The organism is Pseudomonas arsenicoxydans (genome assembly GCF_006438915.1).
GTDB classification, from domain to species: domain Bacteria; phylum Pseudomonadota; class Gammaproteobacteria; order Pseudomonadales; family Pseudomonadaceae; genus Aquipseudomonas; species Aquipseudomonas arsenicoxydans_A.
The window spans coordinates 370,861-388,959 of the sequence record NZ_RCZE01000001.1 but is presented as its reverse complement, the minus strand read 5'-3'; the positions used below and the strand labels follow the sequence as shown (position 1 = coordinate 388,959).

Annotated in this window: 14 protein-coding genes; 9 read left to right on the top strand and 5 right to left on the bottom strand. The window is 61.0% G+C overall.

From position 1 onward, the window contains the following. Positions 1–51 precede the first annotated feature (51 nt). The 6 genes from dadA to EAH78_RS01750 all read left to right on the top strand — a co-directional run bounded on the left by dadA (position 52) and on the right by EAH78_RS01750 (position 6,185). Positions 52–1,356, top strand: a complete 1,305-nt coding sequence (gene dadA, locus EAH78_RS01775) for a D-amino acid dehydrogenase (protein WP_140664739.1) — start codon at positions 52–54, stop codon at positions 1,354–1,356. Further along, positions 1,328–1,681, top strand: coding sequence for a RidA family protein (locus EAH78_RS01770; RefSeq protein ID WP_027926366.1), 354 nt, complete (start codon positions 1,328–1,330; stop codon positions 1,679–1,681). Before dadA ends, EAH78_RS01770 begins: the two co-directional genes overlap by 29 nt. A gap of 95 nt (positions 1,682–1,776) precedes the next feature. Then, positions 1,777–2,850, top strand: coding sequence for an alanine racemase (gene alr / locus EAH78_RS01765; RefSeq protein WP_140664735.1), 1,074 nt, complete (start codon positions 1,777–1,779; stop codon positions 2,848–2,850). A gap of 128 nt (positions 2,851–2,978) precedes the next feature. Continuing rightward, positions 2,979–3,527 carry a cupin domain-containing protein gene (locus EAH78_RS01760; protein ID WP_007947433.1) on the top strand — a complete coding sequence of 183 codons (549 nt, stop codon included), beginning with the start codon at positions 2,979–2,981 and terminating at the stop codon, positions 3,525–3,527. Positions 3,528–3,710: 183 nt separating this feature from the next. Beyond that, positions 3,711–4,127, top strand: a complete 417-nt coding sequence (locus EAH78_RS01755; protein ID WP_140665631.1) for a c-type cytochrome — start codon at positions 3,711–3,713, stop codon at positions 4,125–4,127. 135 nt (positions 4,128–4,262) lie between these two features. Beyond that, a complete protein-coding gene (locus EAH78_RS01750) occupies positions 4,263–6,185 on the top strand; it encodes an acetyl-CoA hydrolase/transferase C-terminal domain-containing protein (RefSeq protein ID WP_140664732.1) in 1,923 nt (640 codons plus the stop codon). Between the two features lie 128 nt (positions 6,186–6,313). Here the strand turns inward: EAH78_RS01750 and EAH78_RS01740 are convergent, their stop codons facing one another. Both EAH78_RS01740 and rep read right to left on the bottom strand, forming a co-directional pair. Continuing rightward, on the bottom strand, positions 6,314–6,886 hold the full coding sequence (locus EAH78_RS01740) for a xanthine phosphoribosyltransferase (RefSeq protein WP_140664727.1): 573 nt from the start codon (positions 6,884–6,886) through the stop codon (positions 6,314–6,316). An 84-nt stretch (positions 6,887–6,970) separates the two neighbouring features. Next, positions 6,971–8,980, bottom strand: coding sequence for a DNA helicase Rep (rep, locus tag EAH78_RS01735; RefSeq protein WP_140664723.1), 2,010 nt, complete (start codon positions 8,978–8,980; stop codon positions 6,971–6,973). 263 nt (positions 8,981–9,243) lie between these two features. Here rep and EAH78_RS01730 point away from each other — a divergent pair, with 263 nt between their 5' ends. Then, entirely contained in the window at positions 9,244–10,917 is a 1,674-nt protein-coding gene (locus tag EAH78_RS01730; RefSeq protein WP_140664720.1) for a putative bifunctional diguanylate cyclase/phosphodiesterase, read from the top strand. Positions 10,918–11,059: 142 nt separating this feature from the next. Here the strand turns inward: EAH78_RS01730 and EAH78_RS01725 are convergent, their stop codons facing one another. After that, on the bottom strand, positions 11,060–12,457 hold the full coding sequence (locus tag EAH78_RS01725; RefSeq protein ID WP_140664717.1) for a NorM family multidrug efflux MATE transporter: 1,398 nt from the start codon (positions 12,455–12,457) through the stop codon (positions 11,060–11,062). A gap of 158 nt (positions 12,458–12,615) precedes the next feature. Here EAH78_RS01725 and EAH78_RS01720 point away from each other — a divergent pair, with 158 nt between their 5' ends. Continuing rightward, on the top strand, positions 12,616–13,536 hold the full coding sequence (locus tag EAH78_RS01720; protein WP_140664714.1) for a LysR substrate-binding domain-containing protein: 921 nt from the start codon (positions 12,616–12,618) through the stop codon (positions 13,534–13,536). A gap of 189 nt (positions 13,537–13,725) precedes the next feature. After that, positions 13,726–15,702, top strand: coding sequence for a methyl-accepting chemotaxis protein (locus EAH78_RS01710; protein WP_140664711.1), 1,977 nt, complete (start codon positions 13,726–13,728; stop codon positions 15,700–15,702). Positions 15,703–16,090: 388 nt separating this feature from the next. On the opposite strand, the gene EAH78_RS01705 is transcribed toward EAH78_RS01710, so the two are convergent. Further along, positions 16,091–17,536 (bottom strand): vWA domain-containing protein, encoded by a 1,446-nt coding sequence (locus tag EAH78_RS01705; protein ID WP_140664707.1) that lies wholly within the window; start codon positions 17,534–17,536, stop codon positions 16,091–16,093. A 56-nt stretch (positions 17,537–17,592) separates the two neighbouring features. Continuing rightward, on the bottom strand, positions 17,593–18,099 hold the full coding sequence (locus EAH78_RS01700) for a hypothetical protein (protein ID WP_140664704.1): 507 nt from the start codon (positions 18,097–18,099) through the stop codon (positions 17,593–17,595).

Here is an 18,099-nt window from a genome sequence, read left to right as displayed (position 1 = left end):
CTGCTTGAATACAACACACGTCAGCGGTCAGCCGCGATGAGGGATATGAAAATGCGCGTTATGGTCTTGGGTAGCGGCGTCATCGGTACCGCCAGTGCTTACTATCTGGCCCGTGCCGGGTTTGAAGTGGTGGTGGTGGACCGTCAGCCGGCCGCTGCGATGGAGACCAGTTTCGCCAACGCAGGCCAGGTCTCGCCGGGTTATGCCTCGCCGTGGGCCGCGCCGGGCGTGCCGCTCAAAGCCATCAAATGGCTGTTGCAGCGCCACGCGCCGCTGGCGATCAAGGCCACGGCCGACATCGATCAATACCTGTGGATGGCGCAGATGCTGCGCAACTGCACCGCCAGCCGTTACGCGGTGAACAAGGAGCGCATGGTCCGCCTGTCCGAGTACAGCCGTGACTGCCTCGACGAATTGCGCGCCGAAACCGGTATTGCCTACGAAGGCCGTAGCCTTGGCACGACCCAATTGTTCCGCACCCAGGCTCAACTCGATGGCGCCGCGAAAGACATCGCCGTGCTGAAAGAGTCTGGCGTGCCGTTCGAACTGCTCGACCGCGCCGGCATTGCCCGCGTCGAGCCGGCGCTGGCCAGCGTCACCGACATCCTCGCCGGTGCCCTGCGCCTGCCGAACGACCAGACCGGCGACTGCCAGATTTTCACCACCCGCCTGGCCGAAATGGCCGTGAAACTGGGTGTGGAATTCCGCTTCGGCCAGGACATCCAGAAACTCGACTACGCCGGTGATCGCATCAACGGCGTGTGGATCGACGGCAAGCTGGAAACCGCTGACCGCTACGTGTTGGCACTTGGCAGCTACTCGCCGCAGTTGCTCAAGCCGCTGGGGATCAAGGCGCCGGTTTACCCGCTCAAGGGTTACTCGCTGACCGTGCCGATCACCAACCCGGCAATGGCCCCGACCTCGACCATTCTCGACGAGACCTACAAGGTCGCGATCACCCGTTTCGACAACCGCATCCGCGTCGGCGGCATGGCGGAGATCGCCGGTTTTGACCTGTCACTGAACCCGCGCCGGCGCGAAACCCTGGAGATGATCGTCAACGACCTTTATCCTCAGGGCGGCGATCTGGCCCAGGCGAGTTTCTGGACCGGCCTGCGGCCGACGACTCCGGACGGTACGCCGATCGTTGGCGCGACCCCGTTCAAGAATCTTTTCCTGAACACCGGTCACGGCACACTCGGCTGGACCATGGCGTGTGGCTCCGGTCGCTTGCTGGCCGACTTGATGGCGAAGAAAACGCCGCAGATCAGCGCCGAAGGCCTCGATATTTCCCGTTATGGCAAAAAAACCCAGGAGTCCGCAAAGCATGGCAATCCAGCGCCAGCTCACCAATGAGCGCATGAGTCAGATCGTCAGCCACAACGGCACCGTGTATCTGGCGGGGCAGGTCGGCGATGACTTCAACGCCGGGATTGAACAGCAGACCCGCGATGTCCTCGGCAATATCGAGCGTTTGCTGGATCTGGCCGGGACTGACAAGCAGCATCTGCTGTCGGCGACGATCTACCTGAACGACATTGAGGCGCACTTTGCCGGGATGAACTCGGTTTGGGATCAGTGGCTGCCCAAAGGCGCCGCACCGGCCCGTGCCACCGTCGAAGCGAAGATGGCCAAGCCGAGCATCCTGGTTGAGATCTCCATCGTCGCCGCGTTGCCGTAACCGTTTCAAAGATCCCTCTGCCGGTGCTGTTGGCGGTTCACGCCGCCAGCCAGCGCCGGTTTTTTTATTCTCATGCCGCCTAGAAGTCTGCCGCCATGCGCCCAGCCCGTGCCCTGATCGACCTTCAAGCCTTGCGTCACAACTTCCGTATCGCCCGTGAACTCACCGGGGCCAAAGCCCTCGCGGTAATCAAGGCGGATGCCTATGGCCATGGCGCGGTGCGTTGCGCCCAGGCGCTGGAAGCCGAGGCCGACGGTTTTGCCGTGGCCTGCATCGAAGAGGCGTTGGAACTGCGCGCGGCGGGCATTCGGGCGCCGGTGTTGCTGCTGGAAGGCTTCTTCGAAGCCGATGAGTTGGCGCTGATTGTCGAGCATGATTTCTGGTGCGTGGTGCATTCGCTGTGGCAACTCGAAGCCATCGAGAACGCCACGCTGAGCAAGCCGATCACCGTCTGGCTTAAGCTCGATTCGGGCATGCACCGCGTGGGTCTGCATCCAAAGGATTATCAGGCGGCCTATCAACGGCTGCTGGCCAGCGGCAAGGTCGCGAAAGTCGTGCTGATGAGCCACTTCGCCCGGGCCGATGAGCTGCACGAACAGGCCAGCGCCGAGCAGGTCGCCGTATTTGAAGCTGCGCGTAAAGGTTTGTCGGCGGAAGTCAGCTTGCGCAACTCGCCCGCCGTGTTGGGTTGGCCGCAGATCCCGAGTGACTGGGTTCGCCCCGGCATCATGATGTACGGCGCGACGCCGTTCGAAGAAGCCAACACCGTGGCGGCGCGCCTGCAACCGGTGATGACCCTGGAATCCAAAGTGATTTGCGTGCGTGAACTGCCGGCCGGCGAGCCGATCGGTTACGGCGCCAAATTCATTACGCCCAAGCCGATGCGCGTTGGCGTGGTCGCCATGGGCTATGCCGATGGTTACCCGCGTCATGCACCGACCGGCACGCCAGTCATGGTCGCCGGGCAACGCAGCCAGTTGATCGGCCGGGTGTCGATGGACATGCTCTGCATCGACCTGACCGATGTGCCGCAAGCCGGCCTCGGTTCGACCGTCGAGTTATGGGGCAAAAACATCCTCGCCAGCGATGTGGCAGCGGCGGCGGACACGATTCCTTATCAGATCTTCTGCAACCTGCGCCGGGTGCCACTGCTCTATTCCGAGGGCTGACAGCCAGCAGCCCACACCGAAAGTCGCCTCGCCCCACGGGATTCAGGTCCAAGTGTTGTAAATACTGAACGCTGTCGCCATGATAACGCTCAATATTCCAACAACCTGAATCCCTGGAGGCGCAAGCATTGGACGTCGGTGAACGACTGCAATCCATCCGTAAGCTCAAAGGCCTTTCGCAGCGTGAGCTCGCCAAGCGCGCGGGTGTCACCAACAGCACGATTTCGATGATCGAGAAGAACAGCGTCAGCCCCTCGATCAGTTCGCTGCGCAAAGTGCTGGGCGGGATTCCCATGTCCATGGTCGAGTTCTTTTCTGAAGAAATCCTGCAGGAAAAACCGACGCAGATCGTCTACAAAGCCAATGAGCTGATCGATATTTCCGATGGCGCCGTGACCATGAAACTGGTCGGTCGGGCACACCCGAGCCGGGCTATCGCCTTTCTCAATGAAATCTACCCGCCAGGCGCCGACACCGGTGACGAGATGCTCACCCATGAAGGTGAGGAAACCGGCATTTTGGTGGAAGGTCGACTGGAACTGGTGGTCGGGCTGGAAACTTTTGTGCTTGAAGCCGGCGATAGCTACTACTTTGAAAGTACCAAGCCGCACCGTTTCCGAAATCCGTTCGATGCGCCGGCGCGACTAATCAGCGCAGCGACACCGGCGAATTTCTAAGTAAAGAAGGCGCCCTGCCCATCAGCCCGAGGCACCCGGGCGGTTTTTCCGCTGCGGCATAAGACCCCTTCGACTTTGGGGTTGTTTCAGTGTGGCGGGCTTACCGCTATACTTGCGCCCGCCTGCGAACCGTGGCCGTAGGCGTGACTAGCCACCATTGAGGGTGAACGCGTGAACCTAATTATGAAAATGCTGGCTGCACCAGCAACCGTATTGGCCCTATGGGCTGTCAGCGCTCAAGCTGCGACGAACGACGATATTGCCAAACGCCTTGAACCGGTTGGGAAGGTCTGTGTAACGGGTCAAGAGTGCAAGGGGATGGAAGTGGCTGCCTCTGCTGGTGGCGGCGGCGGTGCCAAAACCCCGGACGAAGTGATTGCCAAACATTGCAACGCTTGCCACGGTACCGGCCTGTTGGGCGCACCGAAAATCGGTGACGCCGCAGCCTGGAAAGACCGTGCCGATCATCAGGGCGGCCTCGACGGCATCCTGGCCAAGGCCATTACCGGTATCAACTCGATGCCGCCTAAAGGCACTTGCGCTGATTGCTCCGATGCTGAGCTCAAAGGCGCCATCCAGAAGATGTCCGGCCTGAAATAAGCCGGCGTCTTCAGCGAAAAAACCGCTTTCGAGCGGTTTTTTTGTGCCTGCGACTTACGTCTGAGGCTATTCATTGCAGCAAAGACCCGGCAAGCTCGGTCCAACCCCGATTCACGGAATGTAAGGGAGGATCAGATGGTGCAGCTGTGTTCTATCGAGCAAGCGGTCGATGACGTACTGGCGCGGTTGCCGGCGCACATTCACATGGGCTTGCCTCTGGGCCTGGGCAAACCCAACCATTTCGTCAACGCGCTGTACCGGCGCATCGCGCAACTGCCGCAGCGGCAGCTGACGATCTACACCGCCCTGTGCCTGGGTCGTCCGGCACTGGGCGACGGTTTGCAGAAGCGCTTTCTCGAACCCTTCATCGAACGCGTATTTGGCGACTATCCGGAACTGGCTTTCCTCGCCGAACTGCAACACGACAACCTGCCGCCGAACATTCACATCCAGCAGTTCTTCATGCAGCCGGGCAGCTTGCTGCATAGCGCATCGGCCCAGCAGGATTACGTCAGCAGCAACTACAGCCACGCCGCGCGGGACATCAACGCTGCCGGTTTGAACCTGGTCGCGCAGTTGGTGGCCAGCCATTCCGAGCACCCCGATCGCCTGAGCCTGAGCTGCAACCCGGACATCACCCTCGACCTGTTCCCGATGATCGCCAAACGCCGGGCGGCGGGCGAGACAATCCTGCTGGTGGGCCAGGTGCATAACGATTTGCCCTACATGCCCGGCGACGCTGAAATCGGCATCGACACCTTCGATTTGCTGATCGACGAAAAGGACAACAGCACGCTGTTCTCGACGCCGAACATGCCCGTGGGTTTCCAGGATCACTTCATCGGCCTGCACGCGAGCACGCTGGTACGCGACGGTGGCACCTTGCAGATCGGCATCGGCTCAATGGGCGATGCGCTGACGGCGGCGTTGCTGGCGCGGCAAGCCGACAATGGCGGTTACAAGGCTTTGCTGGCGGACGTGAATCTCAGTCAGTGGGCGCAGTTGATCGACCGTGAAGGCGGTCTCGAACCGTTCGCCAAAGGCCTGTACGGTTGCAGCGAAATGTTCGTCAACGGCTTGCTGGTGCTGGCCGATGCCGGGATCGTGCGACGCAAGGTCTATCCCGATGTGCCGACTCAGCAACAGGCGAATGCCGGCACCCTCGACGAAGCCGCGCAAACCGACGGCATCTCGGTGCACGGCGGTTTCTTCCTCGGGCCGCGCAGTTTCTACGAGCGTCTGCGCGAGTTGCCGCAAAGCAAACGTCTTGAATTCAACATGACCCGCATCAGCTACATCAACGAGCTGTACGGGCAGGAAGAACTCAAACGTTTACAGCGCCTGGATGCGCGGCTCATCAACACCGTGTTTACCATGACCTTGCTCGGTGCCGGTGTGGCCGATCAGCTCGAAGACGGGCGAGTGCTCAGCGGCGTGGGTGGGCAATATAACTTCGTTGCCCAGGGCCATGCGCTGGAGGGCGCACGTTCGGTGTTGCTACTGCGCAGCTGGCGCGAGGCGGGCGGGGAGGTCAGCTCGAACATCGTCTGGGCGTACGGTCACTGCACGATCCCAAGGCACTTGCGTGACATCGTGGTCACCGAATATGGCATCGCCGACTTGCGCGGCAAGACCGATGCGGCGGTGATCGAGGCGTTGCTGAATATCAGTGATTCACGCTTTCAGTCGGGGTTGATCGAGCAGGCGCAGAAGGTTGGCAAGCTGCCGAAAGACTTCCGCATCGACCCACGCTTCGCCGACAACAGCCCGGAGCGATTACAAGCGATTCAGGCACGGCACATGAACCTGTTTCCGGAATATCCGCTGGGCTGCGATTTCACCGAGGTGGAGCGCGATGTGTTGCGGGCGCTGAACTGGCTGAAGAGCAAGTTCAAACTGACGGAGATTCTGGAACTGGGCAAAGCAGCGCTGGATGCGCCAGAGGCATCGATGTTTCCCGAACATCTGGAGCGGATGCAACTGACCAACCCTGACGGGTTGAAGGAAGACTTGTTCCAACGCCTGCTACTCACCGGCCTCAAGGCCACCACTATTTAACCGTCAACAGAGATCAAATGTGGGAGCGGGCTTGCTCGCGAAGGCGGTGTGACAGTCAATGATGATGTTGACTGACACACCGCCTTCGCGAGCAAGCCCGCTCCCACATTGGTTTGCGGCGTAGCGGCTTATTCGATGAAGGTCACGACGCCGCCGGCCAGCGATTGCACGCGAGCCAGGGATTCCACGCGATAACCCTGTGCATCCAGTTCTGCGCGCCCGCCCTGGAACGATTTCTCGATCACGATACCCAGGCCCGCCACGGTTGCGCCGGCCTGTTTGATGATCGAGATCAGCGCTTGCGACGCCTTACCGTTGGCCAGGAAGTCATCGATGATCAGCACGCGGTCGCTGCTGGTCAGGTGGCGCGGGGAGATCGCCACGGTGCTTTCGGTCTTCTTGGTGAACGAGTAAACGGTTGCCGACAGCAGGTTTTCAGTCAGGGTCAGGGACTGTTGCTTGCGGGCGAAGATCACCGGCACGCCGAGGTTCAGACCGGTCATGATCGCCGGAGCGATGCCCGAGGCTTCGATGGTGACGATCTTGGTGATGCCCGAGTCCTTGAACAGTGCGGCGAATTCGTCACCGATCAGCTTCATCAGGGCCGGGTCGATCTGGTGGTTCAGAAAGGCGTCTACCTTCAGGACCTGATCGGAAAGCACGATGCCTAGTTCGCGGATTTTCTGGTGCAGTGCTTCCATGAAGCTTTCCTCTACTGGCGCCAAATGCGCCTAGTTTGTAAAAAGTGTTTGGTTAAAAATGCTTTGGTTAAAAAGTAGGCAATTCTAGCGCTTTAACATCGCGCGTATATCCGCCAATGCGGTATTTCCACGAACGGCTTTGACTTCGACCGGCGTGTCGTCGTTGCCTTCCCAGGCCAAATCGTCCGGCGGCAGTTCATCGAGGAAGCGGCTCGGCGCGCAATCGATGATCTCGCCGTATTGCTTGCGCTTGGCGGCGAAGGTGAAGGCCAGGGTCTGGCGTGCGCGAGTAATCCCGACGTAGGCCAGGCGGCGTTCTTCTTCGATGGTGTCGGCTTCGATGCTCGAGCGGTGCGGAAGAATTTCCTCTTCCATGCCCATGATGAACACGTAGGGGAATTCCAGACCTTTGGAGGCGTGCAGCGTCATCATCTGCACACCTTCGGCGCCGTCTTCCTCTTCCTGCTGACGTTCCAGCATGTCGCGTAAAACGAGTTTGCCGATGGCATCCTCGACGGTCATCTCGCCTTCTTCGTCTTTCTCCAGCGTGTTCTTCAACGCTTCGATCAGGAACCAGACGTTGCCCATGCGGTAGTCGGCGGCCTTGTCACTGGAGCTGTTGGTGCGCAGCCAGTTCTCGTAGTCGATGTCCATGACCATGCTGCGCAGCGCCGAGATCGGGTCTTCGCCAGAACACTGCTCGCGCACCTTGTCCATGAAACGCTTGAAGCGCGACAGGCGATCGGTGAAGCGCGTGTCCAGATGCTCGCCCAAGCCGATTTCGTCGGTGGCGGCGTACATCGAGATTTTGCGTTCGGTGGCGTAGTTGCCGAGCTTTTCCAGGGTGGTCGAGCCGATCTCGCGGCGCGGAACGTTGATCACCCGCAGGAAGGCGTTGTCGTCGTCCGGGTTTACGATCAGGCGGAAGTAGGCCATCAGGTCTTTCACTTCCTGACGCCCGAAAAAGCTGTTGCCGCCGGACAGGCGATACGGAATCTGGTGGTGTTGCAGCTTCAGTTCGATCAGCTTGGCCTGGTAGTTACCGCGGTACAGGATCGCGAAATCGCTGTACGGCCGGTCCGTGCGCAAATGCAGGGTCAGCAGTTCCACGGCCACGCGCTCGGCTTCGGCGTCTTCATTGCGGCAGCGAATCACGCGGATCTCATCGCCGTGGCCCATCTCGCTCCACAGCTGCTTTTCGAATTCGTGCGGGTTGTTCGAGATCAGCACGTTGGCGCAACGCAGGATGCGGCTGGTGGAGCGGTAGTTCTGCTCCAGCATCACCACTTTCAAGGACGGGTAATCATCCTTGAGCAACATCAGGTTTTCCGGACGCGCACCGCGCCAGGCGTAGATCGACTGGTCATCGTCGCCGACCACGGTGAACTGGTTGCGCGTGCCGATCAGCAGTTTCACCAGCAAATACTGGCTGGCGTTGGTGTCTTGATATTCGTCCACCAGCAGGTAGCGGACTTTGTTCTGCCACTTTTCGAGGATGTCGGCGTGTTCCTGGAACAGCTTGACCGGCAGCAGGATCAGGTCGTCGAAGTCCACCGCGTTGAATGCCTTGAGCGTGCGCTGGTAGTGGGTGTAGACAATGGCGGCGGTCTGTTCCTTGGGATTGCGCGCGTTTTCCAGGGCTTCGGCAGGCAGGATCAGGTCGTTTTTCCACGAGCCGATCATGTTCTTGATCTCGTCGACGCCGTCGTCGCCCGCGTATTCCTTCTGCATGATGTCGGTCATCAAGGCTTTGACGTCGGTCTCGTCAAAGATCGAAAAGCCCGGTTTGTAGCCCAGCCGCACGTGTTCCTTGCGGATGATGTTCAGCCCCAGGTTGTGGAAGGTGCACACTGTCAGGCCACGGCCTTCGCCGCCCTTGAGCAGGGTGCCGACCCGTTCCTTCATCTCGCGCGCGGCCTTGTTGGTAAAGGTCATGGCGACGATGTACTGGGCACGGATGCCGCAGTTCTGGATCAGGTGCGCGATCTTGCGCGTGATCACACTGGTCTTGCCGGAGCCTGCACCGGCGAGCACCAATAGTGGGCCGCCGACGTAGTTCACGGCTTCTTGCTGCCGGGGATTGAGTCGGGACATACGGAATTCAGGGAGTCATTTATGAAATGGGCCGGCATTTTAACAGGCTCAGCGAATTGTGCTGCTCTGTCCGACTTGTGACGTAACACGCTTTCTCCAATTGCCGGTTTTGTTACTTTCAAGCAGGATGCGCGGTGAATGTGCGGCTATTGTTCGTATTCCTGACACAAAGTCACGTTTGTCAACCGATGTCATTTGGTCATTGGTTAGCGGCGCGGCATAATGCCTGCCGCCTACATCTTTGCAGAGTCTAGGGAGCTAGCTTGTCTACGCCTGTCGAACCCTTGCGTTTGCTGCTACTGGCCGAAGAGCCAGCGTGGGCAGCGTTGTTGCGCGAGTGTCTGGCTCCGATGGGGAGCTCGGCCGTGCTCATCAGCGCGCCGAGCTGGGAGTCGGTCAGCGGTTTGTTCGATGACAACCGCAACGCGGTGTTGTTGACTGTTCCTGCACTTCAGCCGCTACCAGGCCGTTGCAGCTTGCCGACGGTGCTATTGCTCGAGCACGAGCCACTGATGCCGCCCGATGGCGTGAGCGACTGGCTGGTGCGCGACCTGCTCGATGCCGGGATGCTGCGTCGTTGCCTGCGGCATGTGCGCGAGCGCGGCCTGCTGGAAAACACCCTGCAACGGCTCGCCGAACAAGACCCGCTGACCGGCATTGCCAACCGCCAGGGTTTCCAGACCCTGCTGGCAGCGCGTCTGGCAGAGAACGACGGCCGCGGACTGGCCCTCGGTCACCTTGATCTCGACAACTTCCGACACGCCAACGATGCCCTTGGCCACCAGGCTGGCGACCGCTTGATCCTGCAAGTAGTCGCGCGGCTGAAAAGCCAGCTTGAGGCCGGCGATCAACTGGCGCGCCTGGGCAGCGATGAGTTCGCCTTGCTGATCGACACCCGCCGCGCACCTCAGCGCGCGGAATGGATGGCCGAGCGCATCACCGAAGCGCTGGCCGAACCTTACTGGGTCGACGGCGAAAGCCTGTTGATCGGTTCCAGCCTGGGTATCGCCCACGCCCGGGCCCAGGCCGGCGCGGACCCGCTGATGTGGCACGCGCACATTGCCATGCAGCAAGCCAAGAGCACGCAGGGCTGCACCTTTCACATCTTCAACGAACGCATCAACCGCAATGCCCGCAGCATGGCCGACCTTGAAAGCGAGCTGCGCCGAGCCTTGCGCCGTGACGAGCTGGAACTGCATTACCAGCCGCGCCTGAACATGGCTGACGGCCAGATCGTCGGCCTCGAAGCGTTGGTGCGCTGGCGGCATGCCGAACGCGGCTTGCTGCCGCCGAGCGAGTTCGTGCCGCTGGCCGAGCAAAGCGGTTTGATCGTGCCGCTCGGTTACTGGGTGATTTCCCGGGCGTTGCGGGACATGCAGGCCTTGCGCGAGCAGGGTTTGCCGGCGCTGCACATGGCGATCAACCTGTCGTTCCGTCAATTCCAGGACAGCCAATTGCTCTCCACGCTGAGCCGGTTGATTGCCGAGCGCGGCGTCGAAGCGCAGTGGCTGGAATTCGAACTGACCGAAACCGCGGTGATGCGCCGTAGCGATCTGGTCAAGCAAACCATGGACGCTCTCGGACGCCTGGGCGTGCGCTTCTCGCTGGATGACTTTGGCACCGGGTTTTCTTCCTTCGTACACCTCAACAGCCTGCCGATCGCTTTGCTCAAGGTCGACAAGAGCTTTGTCGGCGGCATGGAAGAACGTGAAGAGAACCGCAAACTGGTCCACGCAATGATCAACCTGGCGCACAACCTCAATCTTGAGGTCGTCGCGGAAGGGGTGGAAACAGTGGAGCAGCTGGATCTGTTGCGCGGGTTTGGCTGCGACCAGGTGCAGGGATATCTGATCAGCAAGCCGTTGCCGTTGGCGGAACTGGTTGAATACCTGACCTACGGCAGCGATCAGCAGCTCATACTGGAAGTCGTGAATTAACCCCATACCAAATGTGGGAGCTTTTGTGGCGAGGGGGCTTGCCCCCGTTGGGACGCGCAGCTGCCCCTAAAGCTTTGCGACTGCTTCGCAGCCGAACGGGGGCAAGCCCCCTCGCCACAAAAGCTGGCTCCCACAGGGGATCTCAGTCAGGCTGAGCCATCCGGAAACCAGCCTGTGACGAAGGCTCCTGCCGAATCATCCGCTTCATCTTCCATTCAAACGCCAGCGTCAGACTCACCGCCGCGCACGCCAGCCCCAGCGCCAACCCCCACCAGACGCCCGTCGGCCCCCAGTGAATATGGAAGGCCATCCACCACGCGGCCGGTGCGCCAATCAGCCAGTAGCAACCCAACCCGACCAGGAACGTGGTCTTGGCGTCCTTGAGCCCGCGTATGCAGCCCATGGCGATGGTTTGCGTGCCGTCGAACAGCTCGAACCACGCCGCCACCGCCAGCAGGCTCACAGCCAGTTCAATCACCGGGCGGAACGCCGGGTCGTTGTGGTCCAGGAACAGGCCGATCAACTGATTCGGCAGGAACCAGAAGACCATCGCAAAGCCCAGCATCGACGCCGCACCGAAGGCGATGCCGACCCGTCCGGCCAACCGTGCATCCAGTAACTGCCCGGCACCGTAATGCTGGCCGATACGCATGGTGATCGCGTAGGAAAGCCCCGCCGGAATCATGAACGCCACCGACACGATCTGCAGGGCGATCTGGTGCGCCGCCAGTTGCGTGCTGCCCATGGTGCCCATGCACAACGCGGCAAACGCAAACAACCCGACTTCCACGGCGTAGGTGCCGCCAATCGGCAGGCCGAGGCGCCACAGCTCTTTTAAATACTGACGGTTGGGCCGCGACAGGCCCTGGCGCAACGGATACGCGTCATACGCCGGATGCCGGCGGATGTGCAGGGCCAGCGCCACCGCCATCAGGTTGGCGACAATCGCCGTCACCAGGCCGATGCCCATCAGGCCCAGTTTCGGCAGGCCGAACATCCCGGTGATCAACGCATAGTTGAGCAGGAAGTTGGCCACGGTGCCGCCGAGGCTGATCACCATGACCGGCGTTGCGCGGCCGATGGCGCTGGTGAAACCGCGCAACGCCATGAAACTCAGGTAACCGGGCAGGGCGAACGGCAGGATTGTCAGAAACTGCCCGGCGGCGTGCACGTTGGTTTCGGTCTGGCCGAACAGCAGCAACACCGGCTTGAGGTTCCACAGCAACAGCCCGGCCACCAGTGCCATCAACCACGCCAGCCACAACCCGGCCTGGGTCAGGCGCGCCGCGCCGACAATGTCGCCCGCGCCCTGACGAATCGCCACCAAGGTGCCAACGGCGGCGATGACGCCGATGCAGAAAATCGACACGAACGAGTAAGTCGCCGCACCCAGGCCGCCGCCGGCCAACGCTTCGGGGCTCAGGCGCGCCATCATCAAAGTGTCGGTGAGGACCATCAGCATGTGCGCCAACTGCGAGGCAATCAGCGGCCCCGCCAGCCGCAGGATGGCCCAGAGTTCAATACGCGCTGGATGCTTCATGGTCATCACGCTCGATAATCAAAGAGGACTGGAAAGCGTCGATTCTCGGCGCTTCACGGGGTTAACACAAAGGGATAAAAAGGATGGGTAGCATGAGTCAGACTCATGCTGAAGAGTTTCTGCTACGGTAGCCGGATTGCGCTATAGGAGCTTTCCTCATGTCACGTCGTCTTCCTCCCTTATATGCCTTGCGCGCATTTGAAGCGGCGGCGCGGCATAGCTCGTTCACCCGCGCGGCGGAAGAACTGTCGATCACTCAAAGCGCGGTGAGCCGGCATATTCGTACGCTCGAAGAGCATTTCGCCTGTCGGCTGTTTCACCGCAGCGGGCGCAACTTGCAACTGACCGAGTCGGCGCGGTTGATCCTGCCGGGCATTCGTGACGGTTTCACCGCCCTTGAGCGCGCCTGCAATACCTTGCGCGCCGAAGACGACATCCTGCGCATGAAAGCCCCGTCGACCTTGACCATGCGCTGGTTGCTGGCGCGGCTCAGCCGTTTCCGGCACCTGCAACCGGGCAATGAAGTGCAACTGACCAGCGCCTGGATGGACATCGACTCGGTGGACTTCAATCAGGAGCCGTTCGATTGCGCCGTGATCCTCAGCGGCGGGCATTTCCCGCCCGACTGGGAGTCCACGCTGCTGTTCCCCGAGGAGCTGATCCCCGTCGGCGCGGCGAATCTGCTGAACGATCAGCCGTGGGATGTCGCGCGGCTGGCCAGCACCGAGCTGCTGCACCCGACACCGGATCGGCGTGACTGGCGCAGTTGGCTGGAGCGCATGGGCCTGACCGATCAGGTTTCGCTCAAGGGTGGCCAGGTGTTCGACACCCTGGAGTTGGGCATGATCGCCGCCGCGCGCGGCTATGGCGTGTCTATGGGGGATTTGTTGATGGTGGCGGAGGATGTCGCGCAGGGACGTTTGAGTCTGCCGTGGCCGACGGCGGTCGCCAGCGGTGAGCATTACTACCTGGTCTGGCCGAAAACCCGCCCCGGAGGTGAACGTTTGCGCCGGCTCAGCGATTTCCTGCTGGGTGAAGTCCGGGCCATGGATTTGCCGGTTGTGCAGCGTTTGAGCTGAATCGATAGAGCCCTCGCAGTAGAGGCTTTGCGCCATATCCTCGTTAATTACTCAAGTATTCAGTTTTGCCGCCGAAAATCTGCAGGTGGAACCTTCGTGCAGGTTCGACGCTTTTCCCCATTGTCTGGAAAATTTTGCTGAGTGTTCAGCCCGATCAAGCAGGATCAGGTCGCTCGGCCAGGAGCTGTCATGTCTCAACCCCGTGCCCGGATCGCCTCACAGCTTGGTCTTGCGCTTGCCGTGATACTGGCGATTGTCATCACTGGCAGTACCGTGTTCGCCCTGCGTTCGCTGGACACTGCCAACCTCGCCACCCGCGAAGAGCACCTGGCCAGTGAAGCCCGGTTGCTGGCCGATCAGTTGAGCACCTTTCACGGCACCTTGCGTGAAAGCACCCAGCGCTTGGCTGGACTGTTCGAGAAGCGCTTCAGCGTCGGTCTGAGCGTGCACCCGGAGGAGCCGGTGGCCGTGGCGGGCACGCAGACCCCGGGCTTGCACCTGGGCAGCGAAGTGTTGAACAACAACTTCAAGGAAGTTGACGAGTTCAAGCAAATGACCGCCGGCGTGGCGACGTTGTTCGTGCGCAGCGGCGAAGACTTTATCCGGGTCAGCACTTCCCTGACCAAACAGGACGGCAATCGCGCAATCGGCACGTTGCTCGATCACGCTCACCCGGCGTATGCACGCTTGATGGCGGGGCAGAGCTACGTCGGTCGTGCCTTGCTCTTCGATCGCTCCTACATGACGCAATACACCCCCGTGCGCGACAGCAGCGGCAAGGTGATTGCCGTACTGTTCGTAGGGTTCGATTACACCGACGCGCAGAACGCGCAGTTCGCCAACCTCAAGCGCTTCCGTATCGGCCAGACCGGCTCCCTGGCATTGCTTGATGAGCAAAGCAAATGGCTGGTGCCGATTTCGGGTGTGCAAGCACTGGATCAAGCCATCCCGGCCATCGTCGGACTGGCGAAGACACCGGGCAAAGGCCAGTTCTGGAGCGATAAATCCGAGGATTTCTACAGCGTGTCCGTACCGTTCGATGGCGGCCCATGGTCGGTCGTGGCGAGCATGCCAAAAGCTGAAATCAGCGCCGTGACCTGGAGCGTCGGCATTCAACTGGCCATCGGCAGTCTGCTGGCGATGTTGATCGCGGTCGGTTCGGCTGTCTGGTTGCTGCGCAGCAAACTCGCGCCGCTGGGTGATCTGGTGCGTCAGGCCGAAGCCTTGGGCGCCGGTGATTTGAGCGTGCGCCTGAGCGTGGCGAGCAACGACGAGATTGGTCAACTGGCCCGCGCGTTCAACCAGATGAGCCAGGCCCTGTCGACCATGGTCGAGCACATTCGCAAAGCCTCGGCCGAGGTCAACAGCCGTGCCCAGGCGTTGTCCGGCCTGTCCGGTGGCGCCTATGAAGGGATGGAGCAGCAGTCCGGCGAAATCACCAGCATGGCCGGCGCCGTGGAAGAGTTCAGCGCTACGTCCCTGAACATCGCCGACAACATGGGCAACACTCAGCGCCTGGCCCAGGAAAACGCCCAGCAAACCCAGATCGGTCGTACCTCGATGGACGAAGCCTCTGCCTCGCTGGAACAAATCGCCGGTGCGCTGAACAGCACTGCGACGGTAATCAACACCTTGGGCCAGCGCTCTCAGGAAATCGGCGGCATCGTCGGTGTGATTACCGCGATTGCCGAACAGACCAACCTGCTGGCGCTGAACGCCGCGATCGAAGCGGCCCGCGCCGGTGAGCAGGGCCGTGGCTTTGCAGTGGTGGCTGATGAGGTGCGTAACCTGGCGTCGCGTACTCGTCAGGCCACGGACGAAATTTCCGGGATGATCAGCAGCATCCAGCAAGAAACCGGCAACGCCATCAGCACCATGGAACAGGGCAATGTGTTGATGCAGGAAGGGCTGTCGCGTAACGCCAATGTGGCTTCGGCGCTGGCGCGGATCGATGAGCAGAGCCGTTCGGCGGGTCAGCAATTTGCGGCGATTACCACCGCGACCCAAGAGCAAAGCAGCACCGCGACGTTGCTGAGCAGCAACCTGCAGAGCATTGCGTTGGCGAACAGTGAGCAGCGTGAGGTGGTGTCGAATTTGGCCGTAACGGCCAAAGAGCTGGAAAGCCTGGCGGCGGACTTGCGCCAAGAGGTTGACCGGTTTCGTTGAGGCGCCGCTGAAATAGCTTTCGCGAGCAAGCCCGCTCCCACATTAGATCGGTGGTGAACACAAAATTTGTGAACACTAGAGATCAAATGTGGGAGCGGGCTTGCTCGCGAATGGGGTCACCTCAAATCAGGATCTACCCCCGGCTAGTCGCACTTGGCATTGCTCGACACTTCCTTGGTCGCCTGTTTCACTGGCTACCCAGCTCAGCCGCATTGGTGCTGCTGTAAACCCGGCAACCGGTGTTTTCAGCGATGCAGCGTGACGGGCCGCCGGCACCGATTCCCACATTAGATCGGTGGTGAACACAAAATTTGTGAACACTAGAGATCAAATGTGGGAGCGGGCTTGCTCGCGAATGGGGTCACCTCAAATCAGGATCTACCCCCGGCTAGTCGCACTTGGCATTGCTCGACACTTCCTTGGTCGCCTGTTTCAGCTGGCTACCCAGCTCAGCCGCATTGGTGCTGCTGTAAACCCGGCCACCGGTGTTTTCAGCGATGCAGCGTGACGGGCCGCCGGCACCGATTTTGACCACGTTGACCCGCAGGCGCGGTTGTTCCCTGGCGATTCGGCGGGATACCGCGCAAGCGTCTTTCTGGCATCCGTCCTCACCGTCGACAAACATCACGATCACCGCATCGTTATTGCGCCCGTCGACCGTGCTCGCCGCGTAGGCCAGGCTGTCGGCCAGCGGTGTACCGTCGTTGGGCACCAGACCGCGTATCCCGTTGATCAACCGCTGACGGTCACCAAACCTGAACACGCCCTGGTCCGGTGTTCGTTCGCAACCGGCGAAGGTGATCAGGCGCGTGTCGATCTTCGGATCGAGCCCGTTGATCATGCCGGCCAGCGAGTCCTTGGCGACGTCCATGCGGCTGGGTTTGGCGAAGATCGCCCGGGTGCGGTTCACGTCCAGGTACTTGTTCATCTCATTGCCGAAGAACCAGTCCTCATCGGATTTCACCGACCTGATGTTCAAGTCCATCGAGCCCGAGGTGTCGAGTACCACCACAAATTGTGGGGGCACGGCATCCGGGGCTTTTTTACGGCACGCGTAGTTGTCCAGCGTCGGGGCTGGAGGTGGCGGCGGTGGTGGGGGTGGCGGTGGCGGCGCGGCCGGTTTTGGTGGTGGGACCGGCTTGGGCGGCGGCACTGGTTTTGGTTCGGGCACCGGTTCTGGTTCTGGAACAGGTTCCGGTTCCACGACAGGCTCGGGAACCGGCTCAACCGCTTTCTCAGCCGGTTTCTCGACGGGCGTCACCACCGGCGCGACAGGCGCAACCGGTGGAACCACGACCACCGGCTCGCGGTGCAGGAACCACCAGAGCCACAGCGCCAGCAGCAACAACAGCAGCGCAAGCAACGCCGCCGCGATCCACCAGCCACGACGCGACGGAGGAACAACCGGCACCACCGGAACCACCGGCGGCACGATCGGCTTGGGCGGGCGCTGGTGCCAGCGCACCACCAACGGCTCACCGTTGAGGCTGTAGAGCTTATCCAGTTCCGGCGTGCCGAGCAGGCTGCGCAGGTCTTCGGCTTCGGTCGGTTGACCGCGTCTTTGCAGTTCGTCCGCCAGTTGCCCGAGGGACGTCTGACGCACTTCGTAGGTCTGCAGCAAACGTCGTTGCGCGTCCTCGTTGAGGTCGGCATAGGGCGTGGGTTGGCCACCCAGTTCGGTCCACCATTCCAGCACGTCGCCGCTGCCCATCCGCGGGATGGCAAACAGGCTGGCGACGGTCGGCGGAAAGTGCTTCTGGATGAGGGCGACTTTGGCTTGCAGCGCACTCATCCCCTCCGGTGTGGCTTGCGCATCCCTGATGACCCGCTGCATGACGACGATTCCTGAAAAAGTGCAGGCCTCCATCGGGAGGCCGGCGGGGTGAAAAGTTACTCTTCGTAGCCGAGGCTGAATTGCAGCTGATTGACCTTCTTCTGCAACGCCTTCAGCTCTTGCTGCTTGGCCGCCAGCGTCGCCGGCGTTGACTTGGTCACCGGCGCCGCTTGCGAAGCCTTAAGCTGCTGCTCGAGGCCGGCAATCTGCTTCTGCACCGAGCTTTCATTGGCATGCCGGGCCTTGAGCGAGGTCAGCAGTTGCCCCAGCGATTGGTTCAGCGCCGCCTGGGCTTTCTGCTGGCTGGCCAGGTCGGTCTTGGTGCTGAGCTGCTGGGCCTGAATGTTCTCGTACACCTGACGGAACATTGCGTTTTGTTGGCGGGACTCGCTCAGGGCCAGTTCCTTCTGCTTGACCTGATCGCTGTAACCACCGGAGTAGTCGCAGTTCATCTTGGTCAGCATGCTGCTGTCGCGATTGGTCGCATCGCATTCGCCCGGCTTGCTCGCGCAACCGCTCAAGGCCAGGACGGCGGTGAGGACCGCCAGTTGTCGTAACGTCAT

Bases quoted from the DNA above. Each gene is read 5' to 3' on its own strand.
- dadA (WP_140664739.1), top strand. From the start codon at position 52: ATGCGCGTTATGGTCTTGGGTAGCGGCGTCATCGGTACCGCCAGTGCT.
- EAH78_RS01770 (WP_027926366.1), top strand. From the start codon at position 1,328: ATGGCAATCCAGCGCCAGCTCACCAATGAGCGCATGAGTCAGATCGTC.
- alr (WP_140664735.1), top strand. From the start codon at position 1,777: ATGCGCCCAGCCCGTGCCCTGATCGACCTTCAAGCCTTGCGTCACAAC.
- EAH78_RS01755 (WP_140665631.1), top strand. From the start codon at position 3,711: ATGAAAATGCTGGCTGCACCAGCAACCGTATTGGCCCTATGGGCTGTC.
- EAH78_RS01750 (WP_140664732.1), top strand. From the start codon at position 4,263: ATGGTGCAGCTGTGTTCTATCGAGCAAGCGGTCGATGACGTACTGGCG.
- EAH78_RS01740 (WP_140664727.1), bottom strand. From the start codon at position 6,886: ATGGAAGCACTGCACCAGAAAATCCGCGAACTAGGCATCGTGCTTTCC.
- rep (WP_140664723.1), bottom strand. From the start codon at position 8,980: ATGTCCCGACTCAATCCCCGGCAGCAAGAAGCCGTGAACTACGTCGGC.
- EAH78_RS01725 (WP_140664717.1), bottom strand. From the start codon at position 12,457: ATGAAGCATCCAGCGCGTATTGAACTCTGGGCCATCCTGCGGCTGGCG.
- EAH78_RS01720 (WP_140664714.1), top strand. From the start codon at position 12,616: ATGTCACGTCGTCTTCCTCCCTTATATGCCTTGCGCGCATTTGAAGCG.
- EAH78_RS01710 (WP_140664711.1), top strand. From the start codon at position 13,726: ATGTCTCAACCCCGTGCCCGGATCGCCTCACAGCTTGGTCTTGCGCTT.
- EAH78_RS01705 (WP_140664707.1), bottom strand. From the start codon at position 17,536: ATGCAGCGGGTCATCAGGGATGCGCAAGCCACACCGGAGGGGATGAGT.
- EAH78_RS01700 (WP_140664704.1), bottom strand. From the start codon at position 18,099: ATGACGTTACGACAACTGGCGGTCCTCACCGCCGTCCTGGCCTTGAGC.